The organism is Pseudoduganella lurida (genome assembly GCF_007830455.1).
Classification (GTDB): Bacteria; Pseudomonadota; Gammaproteobacteria; order Burkholderiales; family Burkholderiaceae_D; genus Rugamonas; species Rugamonas lurida.
Genome location: NZ_VLLB01000001.1, coordinates 1,462,592 through 1,475,562, shown reverse-complemented (window position 1 = coordinate 1,475,562; position 12,971 = coordinate 1,462,592). Strand labels below are relative to the sequence as shown.

Genomic DNA, 12,971 nt, shown 5'->3' with positions numbered 1-12,971 from the left:
GGGTTGACGGGTGTAGCCCGCCTATCTTAAGCGCTTCGGCGCTTCGGTGACGCCCTCTTATGGCAGAGGGGCCGGCCTGCTCATCCGTAGCGCTGCACGGGCACGCCCGGCACATCGACCTGCACCGCGAACAGCGCTCCGGCCAGTGGATCGGCGGCGCGCTGCGCTGCGTCCAGGCTTTGCCAGGCGCTGGTGATGTACAGCGTCCTGAGGTCCGCGCCGCCGAAAGCGACCGACGAAGGCTGCGTCACCGGCATCGCGATGGTGGCCAGCAGCTCGCCGGCCGGGCTGTAGCGGCACACGCGGCTGCCGCCCCACTGGGCGATCCACACGCAGTCCTCGCTGTCGACGGTCATGCCGTCCGGCGCGCCTTCCTCGGCCGTGAACTGGCGCCACACGCGCGGCGTGCCGAGGCTGCCGTCGTCCGCTACCGAGTGGGTGTAAGTGCGGGCGAGCAGGCTGTCGTTGTGGTACATGGTGCGGCCATCCAGGCTGAAGGCCGGGCCGTTGCAGATGTGGTGTTCATCGGCTGCCACATGCAGGCTGCCGTCCGCATCGAGGCGGAACAGCGTGCCGTCCGGGCGGTGCACATCGTGCGCGTTCATCGAACCGATCCACAGGCGGCCCTGCGCATCGGCCTTGGCGTCGTTCAGGCGGATGCCATCCGCGGCGCCCGGCAACTGGTGCAGGTACTCGATGCGCACGTCCGGTGCCAGCCACAGGCGCACGATGCCGTCACGCAGGCCGGCCATGAAGCCGTCGCCATCGCGGCGGGGGACCAGCCAGCAGATGAAGTCCGGCAGCTGCCAGGCATGCCGGGTGCCGCCGGCATCGAGCGCATGCAGCGTCCTGCCGGTGAGGTTCACGAAATACAGGCGGTTCTGTTCGGGGATCCAGACCGGGCCTTCGCCCAGTTCGGCGGCCAGGGGCCACAGGCATGCGGGAGTCATGGGTGCTTGAAATGTGCGGGAGTAAAAGGTGCGCACACCTTACGCGAATTTGTTTTTGGCCGGTAGCGCTTGGGCGCATGCGATCGGAAATGTGATCGGTGGCGAGGGATTGGTTATCGCCGGAGCACACCGTGGCCAGCGCGGTGCTCGATACGAATCGCCACGGTGTGACAATGCACGCATTTTCCACATCGCCCCGTGCGCTAAGCTGGCGGTTCCCTGAAGGAGCCTGTGACATGAAAGCAGCAGAGTGCGACGTCCTCATCGATATGCTCGAGAAGCGCTTCACGAGGCACCTACAACGGCATCCCGGCGTCGACTGGCAGGCCGTCCAGCAGCGGCTGCTGGCCGACCCGAAGAAACTGGCAGTGCTGCATGCGATGGAACGGTCCGGCGGCGAACCCGATGTCGTCGGCGGACCCGATGGCAGCGGCGCATATCTCTTCTGCGATTGCGCGGCGGAGAGTCCGCCAGGGCGGCGCAGCCTGTGCTACGACGCGGCGGCGCTGGCCTCCCGCAAGCTCAACAAGCCGCAGGACGATGCCATGACCATGGCGGCGGCGATGGGCATCGGCATGCTCACCGAGGCGCAATACCGCGCGCTCCAGGAAGTGGGGGAGTTCGACCTGAAGACGTCGAGCTGGATCGCCACGCCGCCCGGCATCAGGAAACTGGGCGGCGCGCTGTTCTGCGACCGGCGCTATGGCCAGGTGTTCGTGTATCACAACGGCGCCGAGTCGTACTATGCGGCGCGGGGATTCCGGGGAGCGGTCAGCGTCTGATGCCGGCGGCTGAGCGTCCAGCCCGATACGCCGAATCAGTCGCCCTGCCGCTCCAGCCGCTCGGCGACCAGCGCCGTGAAGACGGCCTGCAGCACGTGCACGGCCCAGCGCTCGCCGGCCTTGCGCGGCCCTGCCTCCACTTCGCCCTCCGTGATGCCAAGCAGCGGCGCGATGCCGGCGATATTGACGGCGTACAGCGCGGTCCCGTACAGCGTGCCCAGTGCCACGGGGGACAGGCCGGGTGCCAGCTCGCGGATCGCCGGCAGTGCCGCCCCGAAGGCTGCCGACGCGCCCAGGTGGTTGACGAATTCCACGACGCTGGTGCCGGTATCGCCGATGACGTCGCGCGACCCGGTCGTGCGGTCGATCCAGTCGACCGCGTCGCGGTCCAGCGTCTTGGTCAGGAGGCCGGTCTTGCGGCCCGCGACCATGAATGCGGTCGTGACGACGCCTGCGACCAGTCCTCCCAGTATGGCGGCTTTGTGCTTTTGCATGAGGTTCCTATCGTAAAAGTGATGACGGATGGGCCGCCCTGGAGCGCGTGCCCGGTTGTGTCTTCAATGTACGCGGGAACCTGGATCGGATCGGTACGATGCTGCACGTACAGCGCCGCGCGGAGTCGAGATCGAACGTCATGCCGGGATGGCAGGCAAGGCATGGAAAATGGCAGTTTCGGGCGACGATGGCCGGTCGTGACAGTCTGTGGATTTGCGGCCGGCCACCCTGTTATGCTTGATCAAGCGGATGAGTTCGGCCGAAAGCGGACAGTGAACTCGATTCGAACATATAAGGATGCGCTTCTCATGAACCACGCTTTCACGATTTCGGTGCCTTGCCTTGCCACGGAGCGGCTTACGCTTCGGGAATATCGTGCCGAAGACTTCGACCTGTTCGCGGAGCATTTGTCGAATGCTGATAGCGCGGCGCATCTGGGTTCGGCGGACCGTCAAACCGCCTGGCGCATCTTCAGTTCACAGGCTGGATTATGGCTCCTGAACGGCGCTGGCTGGTGGTCGATCGAGGACCGGCAGACAGGGCAGCTGGTCGGCAGCGTGGGAGCTTTCTTCCGCCATGAGTCCACCGTAATGGAGCTGGGCTGGAACACTTATCAGCCATTCTGGGGGAGAGGCATTGCGAACGAAGCGGCTGCGGCGGTCCTGGCTTATGCATTCGAGGTGCGACGCGAGCCGAAGGTACGCGCGCTCATCGCTTCCGGCAATAAGTCGTCTCGTCGTGTTGCTGAACGGCTGGGAATGACGTATGAGATGGAAACTGCGCTGAACGGCAAGACGATCAATAGCTATTGCCGCGAGCATACGTGAGTCGAGTTGGAGCGAAGCTAAATTCGTGCGTGACATGCCCGGTATGGAGTTTTCAAGGTCTGCCTGGGGCGAAAGCAGTCGGCGGTGATAGTCCGTGATTTCGATTTCGGCAACCTGCTATGCTGACGCGCACGGCCGAGGCCGGCCATAAGCAGTCGTTGCCGATGCCGACTCCCCCGGCCGTGTCTGCATAACTCTTGTACCAGGCACACCAAGCTTTCTAAGAGACGACGTACATGCCAATTAAAGCGAGGCCATTCGGGTGCCAAGAGCAATTTGACTGGGGCGCAGACATCCACTCTGTTTCCTACGACGGCCGCTTGTCGATACGCGTCCTTCGAAACCGCAACAGGGATGACGGCATCGAAGTCACGTTTTCCCAGATTGATGGCTTCAGGCTTCTGGACGAAGTCCCGCTGGCGGAGTACTGGATCGCAGAGGACTTTCCTTCAGGTTATCCCGTTCTTGAGGTCTTCGATGGTGGCTGGGCGAAGGAAGAAACTGCGCGCCTGGGCTATACCGAGCAGCAACGTGAGTGGATGATCGTGACCGCTGGTGCGTGCGTCAGCGTTTTTTCGAAGCATGAGCCAGAGATTCATGACGCAGTCTGGCCCGCCAAGGTTTAGGCATTGAAACGCGGGGGGCAAAGACTGCTTTGGGTCGACAGCAGCCGGTCATCACGGGCTGCAATCGGCCAGGAGCAGACATCCAGGTGGTCTCAACCTCATTTACCTTTCCATGAACCTTTGTGATCTTGAAGAATCCGAAGTCCTGTCGATCACTCTTGATCAACAACATCTCTACTTCGAGATGGTGGTCCGTGCAGAGGATGGAGCCAGGTACAAGCTTTCGGCGTGGAACACGGCCGGCGCTTCTCTAGATTTCACGTTCGGCGCGCTTAATTTGCTAGGGCCGCGTACGGACTCAAGCAACCGTCACACCTTTGGCGAGCTTGAAGGCGCCTCTATGGTGGGAAGCGTGTTGACTCTCGAAGGTGATTTTGGGGACCTAGTTATTCGCAACGCTACGACGTCGATTGAACAGTTGAGATAGGCATCGGCGAATGGCCGCAATGGGTCGAATCCGGCCTGACAGCGACTGGCCGATTTCGACCTAAAGCGGCAATGCCCGCGCCGCGCAGTTCCGCTGGCCTACCTCTTCGGTGTCAGCTTCAGGAGCCGGCCGCTCGCACCGTCCTCCAGCAGCCATAGCGCGCCGTCCGGCCCGGTGCGAACAGCGCGGATGCGTTCGCCCATGTCCCAATGGTCCACCTTGCTGGCGTTCTCGCCGTCGAGGGCGATGCGGTCCAGCGACTTGCCCGAGAGACCGGTGATGAAGAGGGAATTTTTCCACTTCGGGAACAGGTCGGCATCGTAGTAGGCGAGGCCGCCTGGTGAAATGGCCGGATTCCAGGACACTTTCGGGGCTTCGAAGCCGTCGCCAGGCGCGTGGTCGGGGATATCCCGGCCGTCATAGTGGTTGCCATTCGATGCTTTCGGCCAGCCATAGTTGAGGCCTGGTTTGATCAGGTTGATCTCGTCGCCATGGCGCGGTCCCATTTCCATTTCCCACAACCGCCCCTGCCTGTCGAAGGCCGTGCCCAGCAGGTTGCGGTGGCCATACGACCAGACGGATGCATGAAAGCCCCTGGCCGCGAGCGGGTTGCCGGCAGCCGGCGTGCCGTCGAGGTTCAGGCGCAGCACCTTGCCGAGCGTCGACCTGGGGTCTTGCGCCGGATCGAAAAGCTGGCGGTCGCCACTGGTGAAGAAGAGATACTTGCCATCCGGCGACAAGGCAATACGGCCCGAATAGTGCCCGCCAGTCGACGCATCCTGGCCGCGGAAAATGACCTTTGGATTCTTGAGCGTGCCGCCGGCCTGATCCAGGGTCGCCGTGGCGAGCACGACCCGGCTGTCGGCACCGGGACCCGCCTCCGAGTAGCTGAAGTAGATCAGCTTGCTGGACGCGAAATCGGCAGCGGGCACGATGTCCATGAGCGCGCCCTGGCCTTTGCTGCTGACGGCGGGTGCGCCGGACACGGTGCGCCTGGTACCGGTGGCGGGATCGAACAGGATCATCGTCCCCTCTTTCTGCGTCACCAGCATGCTGCCGTCGGGCAGGAATGCCATGGCCCAGGGGCTCCTGAATGTGCCGACCGGCCTGACCTGGAAAGGCAGGCCGCCGGTCGCGGTTGCACTGGCCTGCGCGTTCGCGGCCACCGGGGTAGCGGCGAACGCGATCAGGGTGAGCGAGAAGGTGGTGGCAAGGCCGAGCATGCTCAAATTCATGTTGTCCAGATCTCCATTCGGGGATTGATATCCGGTTGTTGGGGCGAAAGGTATGCCAATGGGCGCCGGGGCAGGCATGCGGATGCCTTCAGCACGGACGCTTCGACGGCACCGAACCTTCGAATTGGCAGCGCGCCCGGCATGTACGCGACGACCGTGTGCGCAGCCGTCACTCCAGCGCCGCGGAGTTTGCGTCGGCGCTGTCGATCAGGCTTCCACCATGGCTGAGTCCATCGCGATCATGCCCGATGTTTGCTCACCATGCGCGCGCGCTTCGTGCGCGTCGCGTCATACCACCCGTCGCGGCGCGGCGTGATGGCAGGCCTGCGCGAAGGCGGCGCGCACGACCTGGCGCAGTTCCTCGTCGTCCCATGGCTTGCTGAGGAACTGGTAGATGGCGCCGCGGTTGATGGCGTCCTTGATCGACGCGTGGTCCGCGTAGCCGGAGAGGATGATGCGCACCGTGTCCGGATACAGTTCCCTGGCGCGCGCCAGGAAGTCGGTGCCGCTCATTTCCGGCATGCGCTGGTCCGAGACGACCACCTGCACATCGTGCAGGGCCAGCAGCTCCAGCGCTTCCGCGGCGCTGTGCGCCAGCAGCACCTGGTAGCTCTCGCGGCGGAAGGCCCGCTCCAGCGCGCGCAGCACGCCCGGTTCGTCGTCGACGAGCAGCAGGGTCGGCGTGGCCGCCGGCGCTGGCGTGATGTGGGCCAGCGCGCGGTGCTCGCGCAGCATGGTCCCCAGTTCGTCCGCCGGGATCGGGCGGCTGAACAGGTAGCCCTGGATCTTGTCGCAGCCCATGTCGCGCAGGAACGCCAGCTGGCCTTCCGTCTCCACGCCCTCGGCCACCACCACCAGGTTCAGGCCATGCGCCAGCGCCGTGGTGGCGCGCGCGATCGCGGCGCTGCGCGGCTCGGTGGTGATGTTGCGCACGAACGTCTGGTCGATCTTCAGTTTGTCGAGCCGGAAGCGCGACAGGTAGCCCAGCGACGAATAGCCGGTGCCGAAATCGTCCAGCGACACGGAGACGCCCATCGCTGCCAGCTCGTTCAGCTGCATCTGCACGTGTTCGCTGTCGTGCATCATCACCGTTTCCGTCAGCTCCACTTCCAGCCAGCGCGGCGATAGGCCGCTGGCATTGAGGGCATTGCGCACGACGGCCGGGAGGTTCCCCACGGCGAACTGGCGGGCCGAGACGTTCACCGCCACCGTCAGCGGCGGCAGGCCGGCCGTCTGCCAGGCCCTGTTCTGCCGGCACGCTTCCTCGATCACCCAGTTGCCGATCGGGAGGATCAGGCCGCTGTCCTCGGCCAGCGGGATGAAGTCGCCCGGTGGCACATTGCCCAGTTCAGCGCTGTTCCAGCGCAGCAGCGCCTCCACGCCGGAGATGCGGCCGTCCGTCAGCGAGACCTGCGGCTGGTAGAACAGCTGCAGCTCGCGGCGCTCCAGCGCATGGCGCAGGTGGATCTCCAGCGACATCCAGCGCAGCGCATGCGCGTTCATCTCGCCCGTGTAGAAGTGGAAGTTGTTGCGGCCATCGTCCTTCACGTGCGACAGCGCCACGTCGGCCCCGGTCAGCAGCGCACCCGGGGTGGCGCCGTCACGCGGGTAGATGCTGATGCCCACCGAGGCCGTCACGTACAGGTCCTGGCCGGCCAGGTGCACGGGCTGCGCCACCTGGTCCATCAGCTTGCGCACGGTGACGATGATGTCGTCGACCGTCTGGCAGCGCGTCAGCACCACGGCGAATTCGTCCGCGCCCAGGTGCGCCAGCGTGTCGCCCGGCGGCACGATGCGCGACACGCGGGCCGCCAGTTCGCGCAGCAGTTCGTCGCCGGTGGCGTGGCCCAGCGCGTCGTTGATGCGCTGCAGGCGGTCGATGTCGAACAGCAGCAGTGCCACCTGGCTGCCGGTGTGCTGGGCGGAGGTCAGGGCCAGCTGCAGGCGGTCGTTCAGCAGGTTCCGGTTCGGCAGCAGGGTCAGCGGATCGTGGTTGCTCAGGAAGTCCACCTGCGTATGGGCTTCCTTCAATGCGCTGATGTCGCTGGAGACGGAGACATAGGCCACCACCTGTTCGCGCTGGTCCTTCACCACGTTGATGCGGATCCGCTCCGGATACACCTGGCCGTTCCTGCGGCGGTTCCAGATCTCGCCGGCCCACTGGCCCGTGGTGTCCAGGCTGTGCCAGATGGCGCGGTAGAACGCGCTGTCGTGGCGGCCGGAACGCAGCAGGCGCGGGTTCTGGCCCACCACCTCGCGCTCGCTGTAGCCCGTTACCTGCTCGAACGCGGGATTGACGGCGATGATATTGGCCTGCGCATCGGTCATGGTGATGCTGTCCTGCGTGCTGTCGAACACCTGGGCCGAGAGGCGCAGCCGTTCTTCCAGCGCGCGCCGCGCCGTGGTGTCGCGCAGGATGGTGGTGAAGATCGTCTCGCCCTCCACGGTGACGGCGGACAGCGCCATCTCGGCCGTGAACTGCTCGCCGTTCTTGCGCTTCAGGGTCAGTTCGACGATGCGGTTGCTGTAGTAGCGTTCCCGGTTGCTGCGAAAGCGCGCCACCCGTTCGCGGTGCTCGGCCAGCGACACATCGGCGATCAGGCGCACGATCGGCTGGCCCGCCATCTCCTGCTCGGTGTAGCCGAACATCGTCTCGGCCGCGCGGTTGAAGTGCAGCACGTATTCCTGGTCGGAGCCGATGATCGCGTCCGGCGCGGATTGCGTCATGGCGCGGTAGCGTGCCTCGCTGGCGCGCAGTGCGGTGTCGGCGCTGCGGCGGGCCGAGATCTCCATCTGCAGCTGGGCGGCGTGGCGCTGCACGACCTCGTACAGGTTCATGTTTTCGTACGCCACCGCCAGCTGGGCGGACAGCATGCGCAGGAACTGCTCGTCCGTGCCGTCGAAGCACGACGCGCCGCGGCGGTTGGCCACGTACACCCAGCCATACAGGTGGAACTGGTCGCGCACGGCGATGGCCATCAGGTTGTCCACCTGCGGATGGCCGCCGGGGAGGGCCGGCACGTCGCCGTCGGCGCGGCAGCTGCGCAGCACGTCGCGGCGGTTCATCATCACGGCCGGGAAGGCGGCGCGGTCGGTCAGGACGGGCTGCAGCAGGCCGGCATCGATGCCGGTCGCCTGCACGTGCTGCACGCTCTGTTCATGCGCATCCAGAAGGCAGAGGACGACGATATCGGCATGCAGGATCGCGCCGGCCACCGCGCAGAAGCCGGTGGCCATGGCGCCGGCATCGCGTTCGCCGTTCAGCTGCAGCGACAGTTCGTGCAGCGCCGCCATGCGGTCGGCCAGCGTTTCCGGCGGCTGTGCGGACGGTGCGGGCGGCGGTGGCGCCACGGCATCCGCGACGCCCGCCGGCAGCGCGTAGCCTTCCTCCGCCGCCAGTTCGGCGTTCACGGCATCCATGATCGCTTCCGGTTCGGCGGGCTTGGCCAGCACGGTGCGCACGCCGCAGGCGGCGGCCATCGCGCGCATTTCCGGCAGCGAGTAGGTGGCGGAGAAGAAGATGACCGGGGTGCCGGCCAGTGCGGGAATGTCGCGCAGGCGCTGCACGAATTCGTAGCCGTCCATCGTGGGCATCAGGATGTCGGTGATCACCAGGTCCGGCCGGTGCCGCTCGCACAGCTCGAGGGCCTGCGCACCGTCGGCGGCCTCGAACAACGTGTGCGGCGTGAAGCCGAGCAGCGTCATCAGGTAGTCGCGGTTGGTCGGGCGGTCGTCGACGATCAGGATGGTGGCCATGGGTCCTTTTGGAGTGGGCCATTGGTCGATGGATGCTACTCCGGCACCTGCACACCGGGCGCACGGCTGTGGCTTCCCTACGTGCCGATCATATGCCACCACTGCAGGGGCCGCCATTTGTTTCTTGGTTTCCAAAAAGGCATGACGGCTTGTTCCGCCGTTGCCACGTGTTTGCGGTGGCAAAGGGCCGGATAGTCGGGTGAAAGCCCGCCAAATCCATTAAAATAGCGGGTTAGGAAACACGCAAAGGATTCTGTACATGACTATCTCCAGCACCGAAGAAATCGTCGCCGAGCTGCGCGCCGGCCGCATGGTGATCCTGGTCGACGAGGAAGACCGCGAAAACGAGGGCGACCTGGTGCTGGCGGCGGACTTCGTCACGCCCGAAGCGATCAACTTCATGATCCGCCACGCGCGCGGACTGGTCTGCCTCACACTGGCCGAGGAAATCGTCGACCGCCTGGAACTGCCGCTGATGGCCACCCGCAACGGCACTTCGTTCGGCACCAACTTCACGGTGTCGATCGAGGCCGCCGAAGGCGTCACCACCGGCATCTCGGCCGCCGACCGTGCCCGCACCATCCAGGTGGCCGTGGCCAAGGGCGCCAAAGCCGAAGACCTGGTGCAGCCGGGCCACATCTTCCCGCTGCGCGCCGTGAAGGGCGGGGTGCTGATGCGCGCCGGCCACACGGAAGCTGGCTGCGACCTCACCGCGATGGCAGGCCTGACGCCGGCTTCCGTGATCTGCGAGATCGTCAAGGACGACGGCACGATGGCGCGCCTGCCGGACCTGCTGGAATTCGGCAAGGAGCACGGCATCAAGATCGGCACGATCGCCGACCTGATCCATTACCGCAGTGCCAAGGAATGCATGGTCGAGCGCGTGGCCGAGCGCACGCTGCGCACGGCGCATGGCGACTTCCGCATGATCGCCTTCCGCGACACGCCGAGCGGTGCGGCCCACCTGGCGCTGGTGCATGGCGACATCCAGGCCGACCGCGAGGCGCTGGTGCGCGTGCACCAGCCGGTGTCGATCCTGGACGTGCTGGAAACGGAAGCCACCACGCACTCGTGGAACGTGTCGGCGTCGCTGAAGGCCATCAAGGCGTCCGAGCAGGGCGTGATGGTGCTGCTGAACTGTGGCGAAACGGCCGACGAGCTGTTCGGCCAGCTGGCCGCGCTGGACCAGGATGCCAAGCCGCGCGGCCGCGCCGCCAGCATGGACCTGCGCACCTACGGCATCGGCGCCCAGATCCTGCGCGCCGTGGGCGTGCAGCGCATGAAGCTGCTCGCCAGCCCGCGCAAGATGCCGTCGATGGTCGGCTTCGACCTGGAAGTGACCGGCTACGTGGCCAGGCCCGAAGCCTGAGTGCCAGCACCATCCACCATCTACTATATATAAGAGGCTGATATGACCGTAGGAACCTACGAAACCAACCTGAACGGCGAAGGCCTGCGCATCGGCATCGTCCAGGCGCGCTTCAACGAAGACGTATGCCATGGCCTGCTGTCGTCCTGCCTGGCCGAACTGAAGCAGCTGGGCGTGGCCGACGAGGACGTGCTGCACGTGACCGTCCCCGGCGCGCTGGAAATCCCGCTGGTGCTGCAGAAGATGGCAGAATCCGGCCAGTTCGATGCGCTGGTGGCGCTGGGCGCCGTGATCCGTGGCGAAACCTACCACTTCGAGCTGGTGTCGAACGAATCGGGCGCCGGCATCACGCGCATCGGCCTGGACCACAGCATTCCCATCGCCAACGCCGTGCTGACCACCGAGAACGACGAGCAGGCCGAAGTGCGCATGGCCAGCAAGGGCGCCGATGCAGCCCGCGTGGCCGTCGAGATGGCCAACCTGGCGATCGCGCTGGACGAGCTGTACCAGGATGCCGGCGACGACGAGTAAATCGTCGGCCCGCTAGCCGTCCGCCCGTAACGAGAAATACTGAAAGAACAATATGAACGAAAAAGCCCCCCACGCCAATCCGAGCAAGAGCCGCACGCCGCGTCACCGCGCGCGCGAGTTCGCGCTGCAGGGTCTGTACCAGTGGCTGCTGAACAATGAGCCGGCAAAAACCATCGTCAACAACATCCGCGGTGCGCACGGTTTCGACAAGGCCGATGGCGACTACTTCGCGGCCTTGCTGTACGGTGCGATCGAGCAGTCCGTCGAGCTGCGCGAAGGCTTCGGCCCGCTGGTGGACCGCGGCATCGGCGAGCTGTCGCCGGTGGAGCACGCCGTGCTGCTGCTGGGCGCCTACGAGCTGAAGAACCAGCCGGACATTCCTTACCGCGTCGTCATCAACGAGGCGGTCGAGCTGACCAAGTCGTTTGGCGGCATCGACGGCCACAAGTATGTCAACGGCGTGCTCGACAAGCTCGCGCCGCGGCTGCGCGCCGATGAAGTAGCGGCTGACAAGAAGCGCTGACCTGCCTGCGCTGCCGTATCAAGCCACCTTCGGGTGGCTTTTTTGTTGCCCGCGGTGTGTCGGGGTCTGACCGGTGAGCGGCCATGCTGCAGGTCGCACAAAGCGGCGTGCCGGGTCCGGCACCGGTGATGCGGCCATGGTGGAGGTCGCACATGGCGGCGGCTTACCGGGGTCTGGCACCGCCGGTGATATGGCCGGAAGCACTGGCGGCGCCGGCAGCGGTGCCTGACCCCGGCCTTTTGCCGGCATGGTGTCAAAGCTGCCTCGGCTTTTTGCCGGCATGGTGTAAAGGCTGGCCTCGGCTTTTGTCGGCATTGCCCGGAAAATCCGGAACCTCTCAGGGACCGCAGGAATCGTCGACGTTGGATCGCATGCCCCGGGACAGCAGTGCCCGACCCGATACGCAACCGCCCAAAAAAAAAAGCCACCGTCAGGTGGCTTGATGCGCAGAGCAGGGCGGGTCACAGGCCGGCCAGCTCGGGCTCCGGTTTCGGCGGTTCGACTTCCACCGGCTTGGCGCTGGCCGTCACGGTGGCCGGCGCGGCGATCGATGGCGGCGTGAACGTCGGCACCTTCTTGCCGGCGGAGACCTGCTTCAGGCGGCGCCATTCGGCCAGTACGCGGGAGCCGTAGCCGTCGTCCGTTTCGAAGGCTGCGGCGCCCACGTAGGTTTTCAAGCCCGCTTCGACGGAACCGCCACGCGTCACGTAATCCTTCAGGATCAGCGAGCCGACGCGGATGTTGGCCACCGGGTTCAGCGCCGCCTGCACGCCGCCCATTTCCTGGAACTTGTCGTGGTGGACCTTCGACATCACCTGCATCAGGCCCTGGGCGCCCATCGGGCTTTCCGCGAACGGGTTCAGTCCCGATTCGATGGCCATCACGGCCAGGATCAGCAGCGGGTCGATCTTGATCTCGCGTGCCGTCATGTAGGCCGTGGAGACCAGCATGTTGGTGGCGTCATTGGCCACGCGGTAGCGCTTGGCCAGCCAGGAGGTGACCCATTGCTGCTGCTTGCGGGTGCCGACCAGGGCTTTTTCTTCGTCCGCATTCAGCGTCTTTGCATCGGTCGCGACCACGGCCGGTGCGGGGGCATCCATCAGTTCGTGCATGCGGGGCGCCGCGGCTTGCGGCGCGGCGGCCAGCGGCGCCGTGATGGTGGCCGTGTCGTCGCCCAGCGATTTGCTGAGCATGCGTGCCAGGTCCGGACGGGCGTACAGGACGACGAGGGTGACGATGGCCGTGATGCCGAAGATCGTGAACGCGTGCTGCGCCGTGGTAAACAGGCTGCGCACGGTGATGCGCTGCGCGCCGAAGCGTGCAACCGGCCCGCAGGCCGTACGGGCGGCCAGAGCCAGCCCAGTGAAACGATTATCCATAGAACTCCCTGCAATGTCGGAAAAAAGCATGCCCCCGCCGCGCGCTATGGGCGCGACACCGTTGCTGTGCA

General features: G+C 65.5%; 11 protein-coding genes. 6 read left to right on the top strand and 5 right to left on the bottom strand.

The genetic code is table 11. The features are described from left to right. Positions 1-80: 80 nt before the first annotated feature. On the bottom strand, positions 81-950 hold the full coding sequence (locus tag IP91_RS06435) for an SMP-30/gluconolactonase/LRE family protein (protein WP_145647882.1): 870 nt from the start codon (positions 948-950) through the stop codon (positions 81-83). A 236-nt stretch (positions 951-1,186) separates the two neighbouring features. Here IP91_RS06435 and IP91_RS06430 point away from each other — a divergent pair, with 236 nt between their 5' ends. After that, complete coding sequence (locus tag IP91_RS06430) at positions 1,187-1,732, top strand: DUF4256 domain-containing protein (protein ID WP_145647881.1); 546 nt, start codon at positions 1,187-1,189, stop codon at positions 1,730-1,732. A 35-nt stretch (positions 1,733-1,767) separates the two neighbouring features. On the opposite strand, the gene IP91_RS06425 is transcribed toward IP91_RS06430, so the two are convergent. Next, entirely contained in the window at positions 1,768-2,226 is a 459-nt protein-coding gene (locus IP91_RS06425; protein WP_145647880.1) for a hypothetical protein, read from the bottom strand. A gap of 309 nt (positions 2,227-2,535) precedes the next feature. On the opposite strand from IP91_RS06425, the gene IP91_RS25975 reads away from it, so the two are divergent. Then, a complete protein-coding gene (locus IP91_RS25975; RefSeq protein WP_158643099.1) occupies positions 2,536-3,054 on the top strand; it encodes a GNAT family N-acetyltransferase in 519 nt (172 codons plus the stop codon). A 236-nt stretch (positions 3,055-3,290) separates the two neighbouring features. After that, complete coding sequence (locus IP91_RS06415) at positions 3,291-3,680, top strand: hypothetical protein (RefSeq protein ID WP_145647878.1); 390 nt, start codon at positions 3,291-3,293, stop codon at positions 3,678-3,680. Between the two features lie 525 nt (positions 3,681-4,205). Here IP91_RS06415 and IP91_RS06405 read toward each other — a convergent pair. Next, entirely contained in the window at positions 4,206-5,342 is a 1,137-nt protein-coding gene (locus tag IP91_RS06405; RefSeq protein WP_145647876.1) for a PQQ-dependent sugar dehydrogenase, read from the bottom strand. Between the two features lie 288 nt (positions 5,343-5,630). Then, the gene (locus IP91_RS06400) at positions 5,631-9,098 is read right to left on the bottom strand and encodes an EAL domain-containing protein (RefSeq protein WP_158643098.1); all 3,468 of its coding nucleotides are present in this window, start codon (positions 9,096-9,098) and stop codon (positions 5,631-5,633) included. Between the two features lie 259 nt (positions 9,099-9,357). On the opposite strand from IP91_RS06400, the gene ribBA reads away from it, so the two are divergent. The 3 genes from ribBA to nusB are packed head-to-tail and all read left to right on the top strand — an operon-like array spanning position 9,358 to position 11,521. After that, complete coding sequence (gene ribBA, locus IP91_RS06395; protein WP_145647874.1) at positions 9,358-10,467, top strand: bifunctional 3,4-dihydroxy-2-butanone-4-phosphate synthase/GTP cyclohydrolase II; 1,110 nt, start codon at positions 9,358-9,360, stop codon at positions 10,465-10,467. A 42-nt stretch (positions 10,468-10,509) separates the two neighbouring features. Continuing rightward, on the top strand, positions 10,510-10,998 hold the full coding sequence (ribH, locus tag IP91_RS06390; protein ID WP_145647873.1) for a 6,7-dimethyl-8-ribityllumazine synthase: 489 nt from the start codon (positions 10,510-10,512) through the stop codon (positions 10,996-10,998). Between the two features lie 52 nt (positions 10,999-11,050). Beyond that, positions 11,051-11,521: a transcription antitermination factor NusB gene (gene nusB, locus IP91_RS06385; protein ID WP_145647872.1), complete on the top strand. Its 471-nt coding sequence runs from the start codon at positions 11,051-11,053 to the stop codon at positions 11,519-11,521. 461 nt (positions 11,522-11,982) lie between these two features. Here nusB and IP91_RS06380 read toward each other — a convergent pair whose 3' ends face one another. Further along, on the bottom strand, positions 11,983-12,900 hold the full coding sequence (locus IP91_RS06380) for a transglycosylase SLT domain-containing protein (protein ID WP_145647871.1): 918 nt from the start codon (positions 12,898-12,900) through the stop codon (positions 11,983-11,985). Between the last annotated feature and the right edge of the window lie 71 nt (positions 12,901-12,971).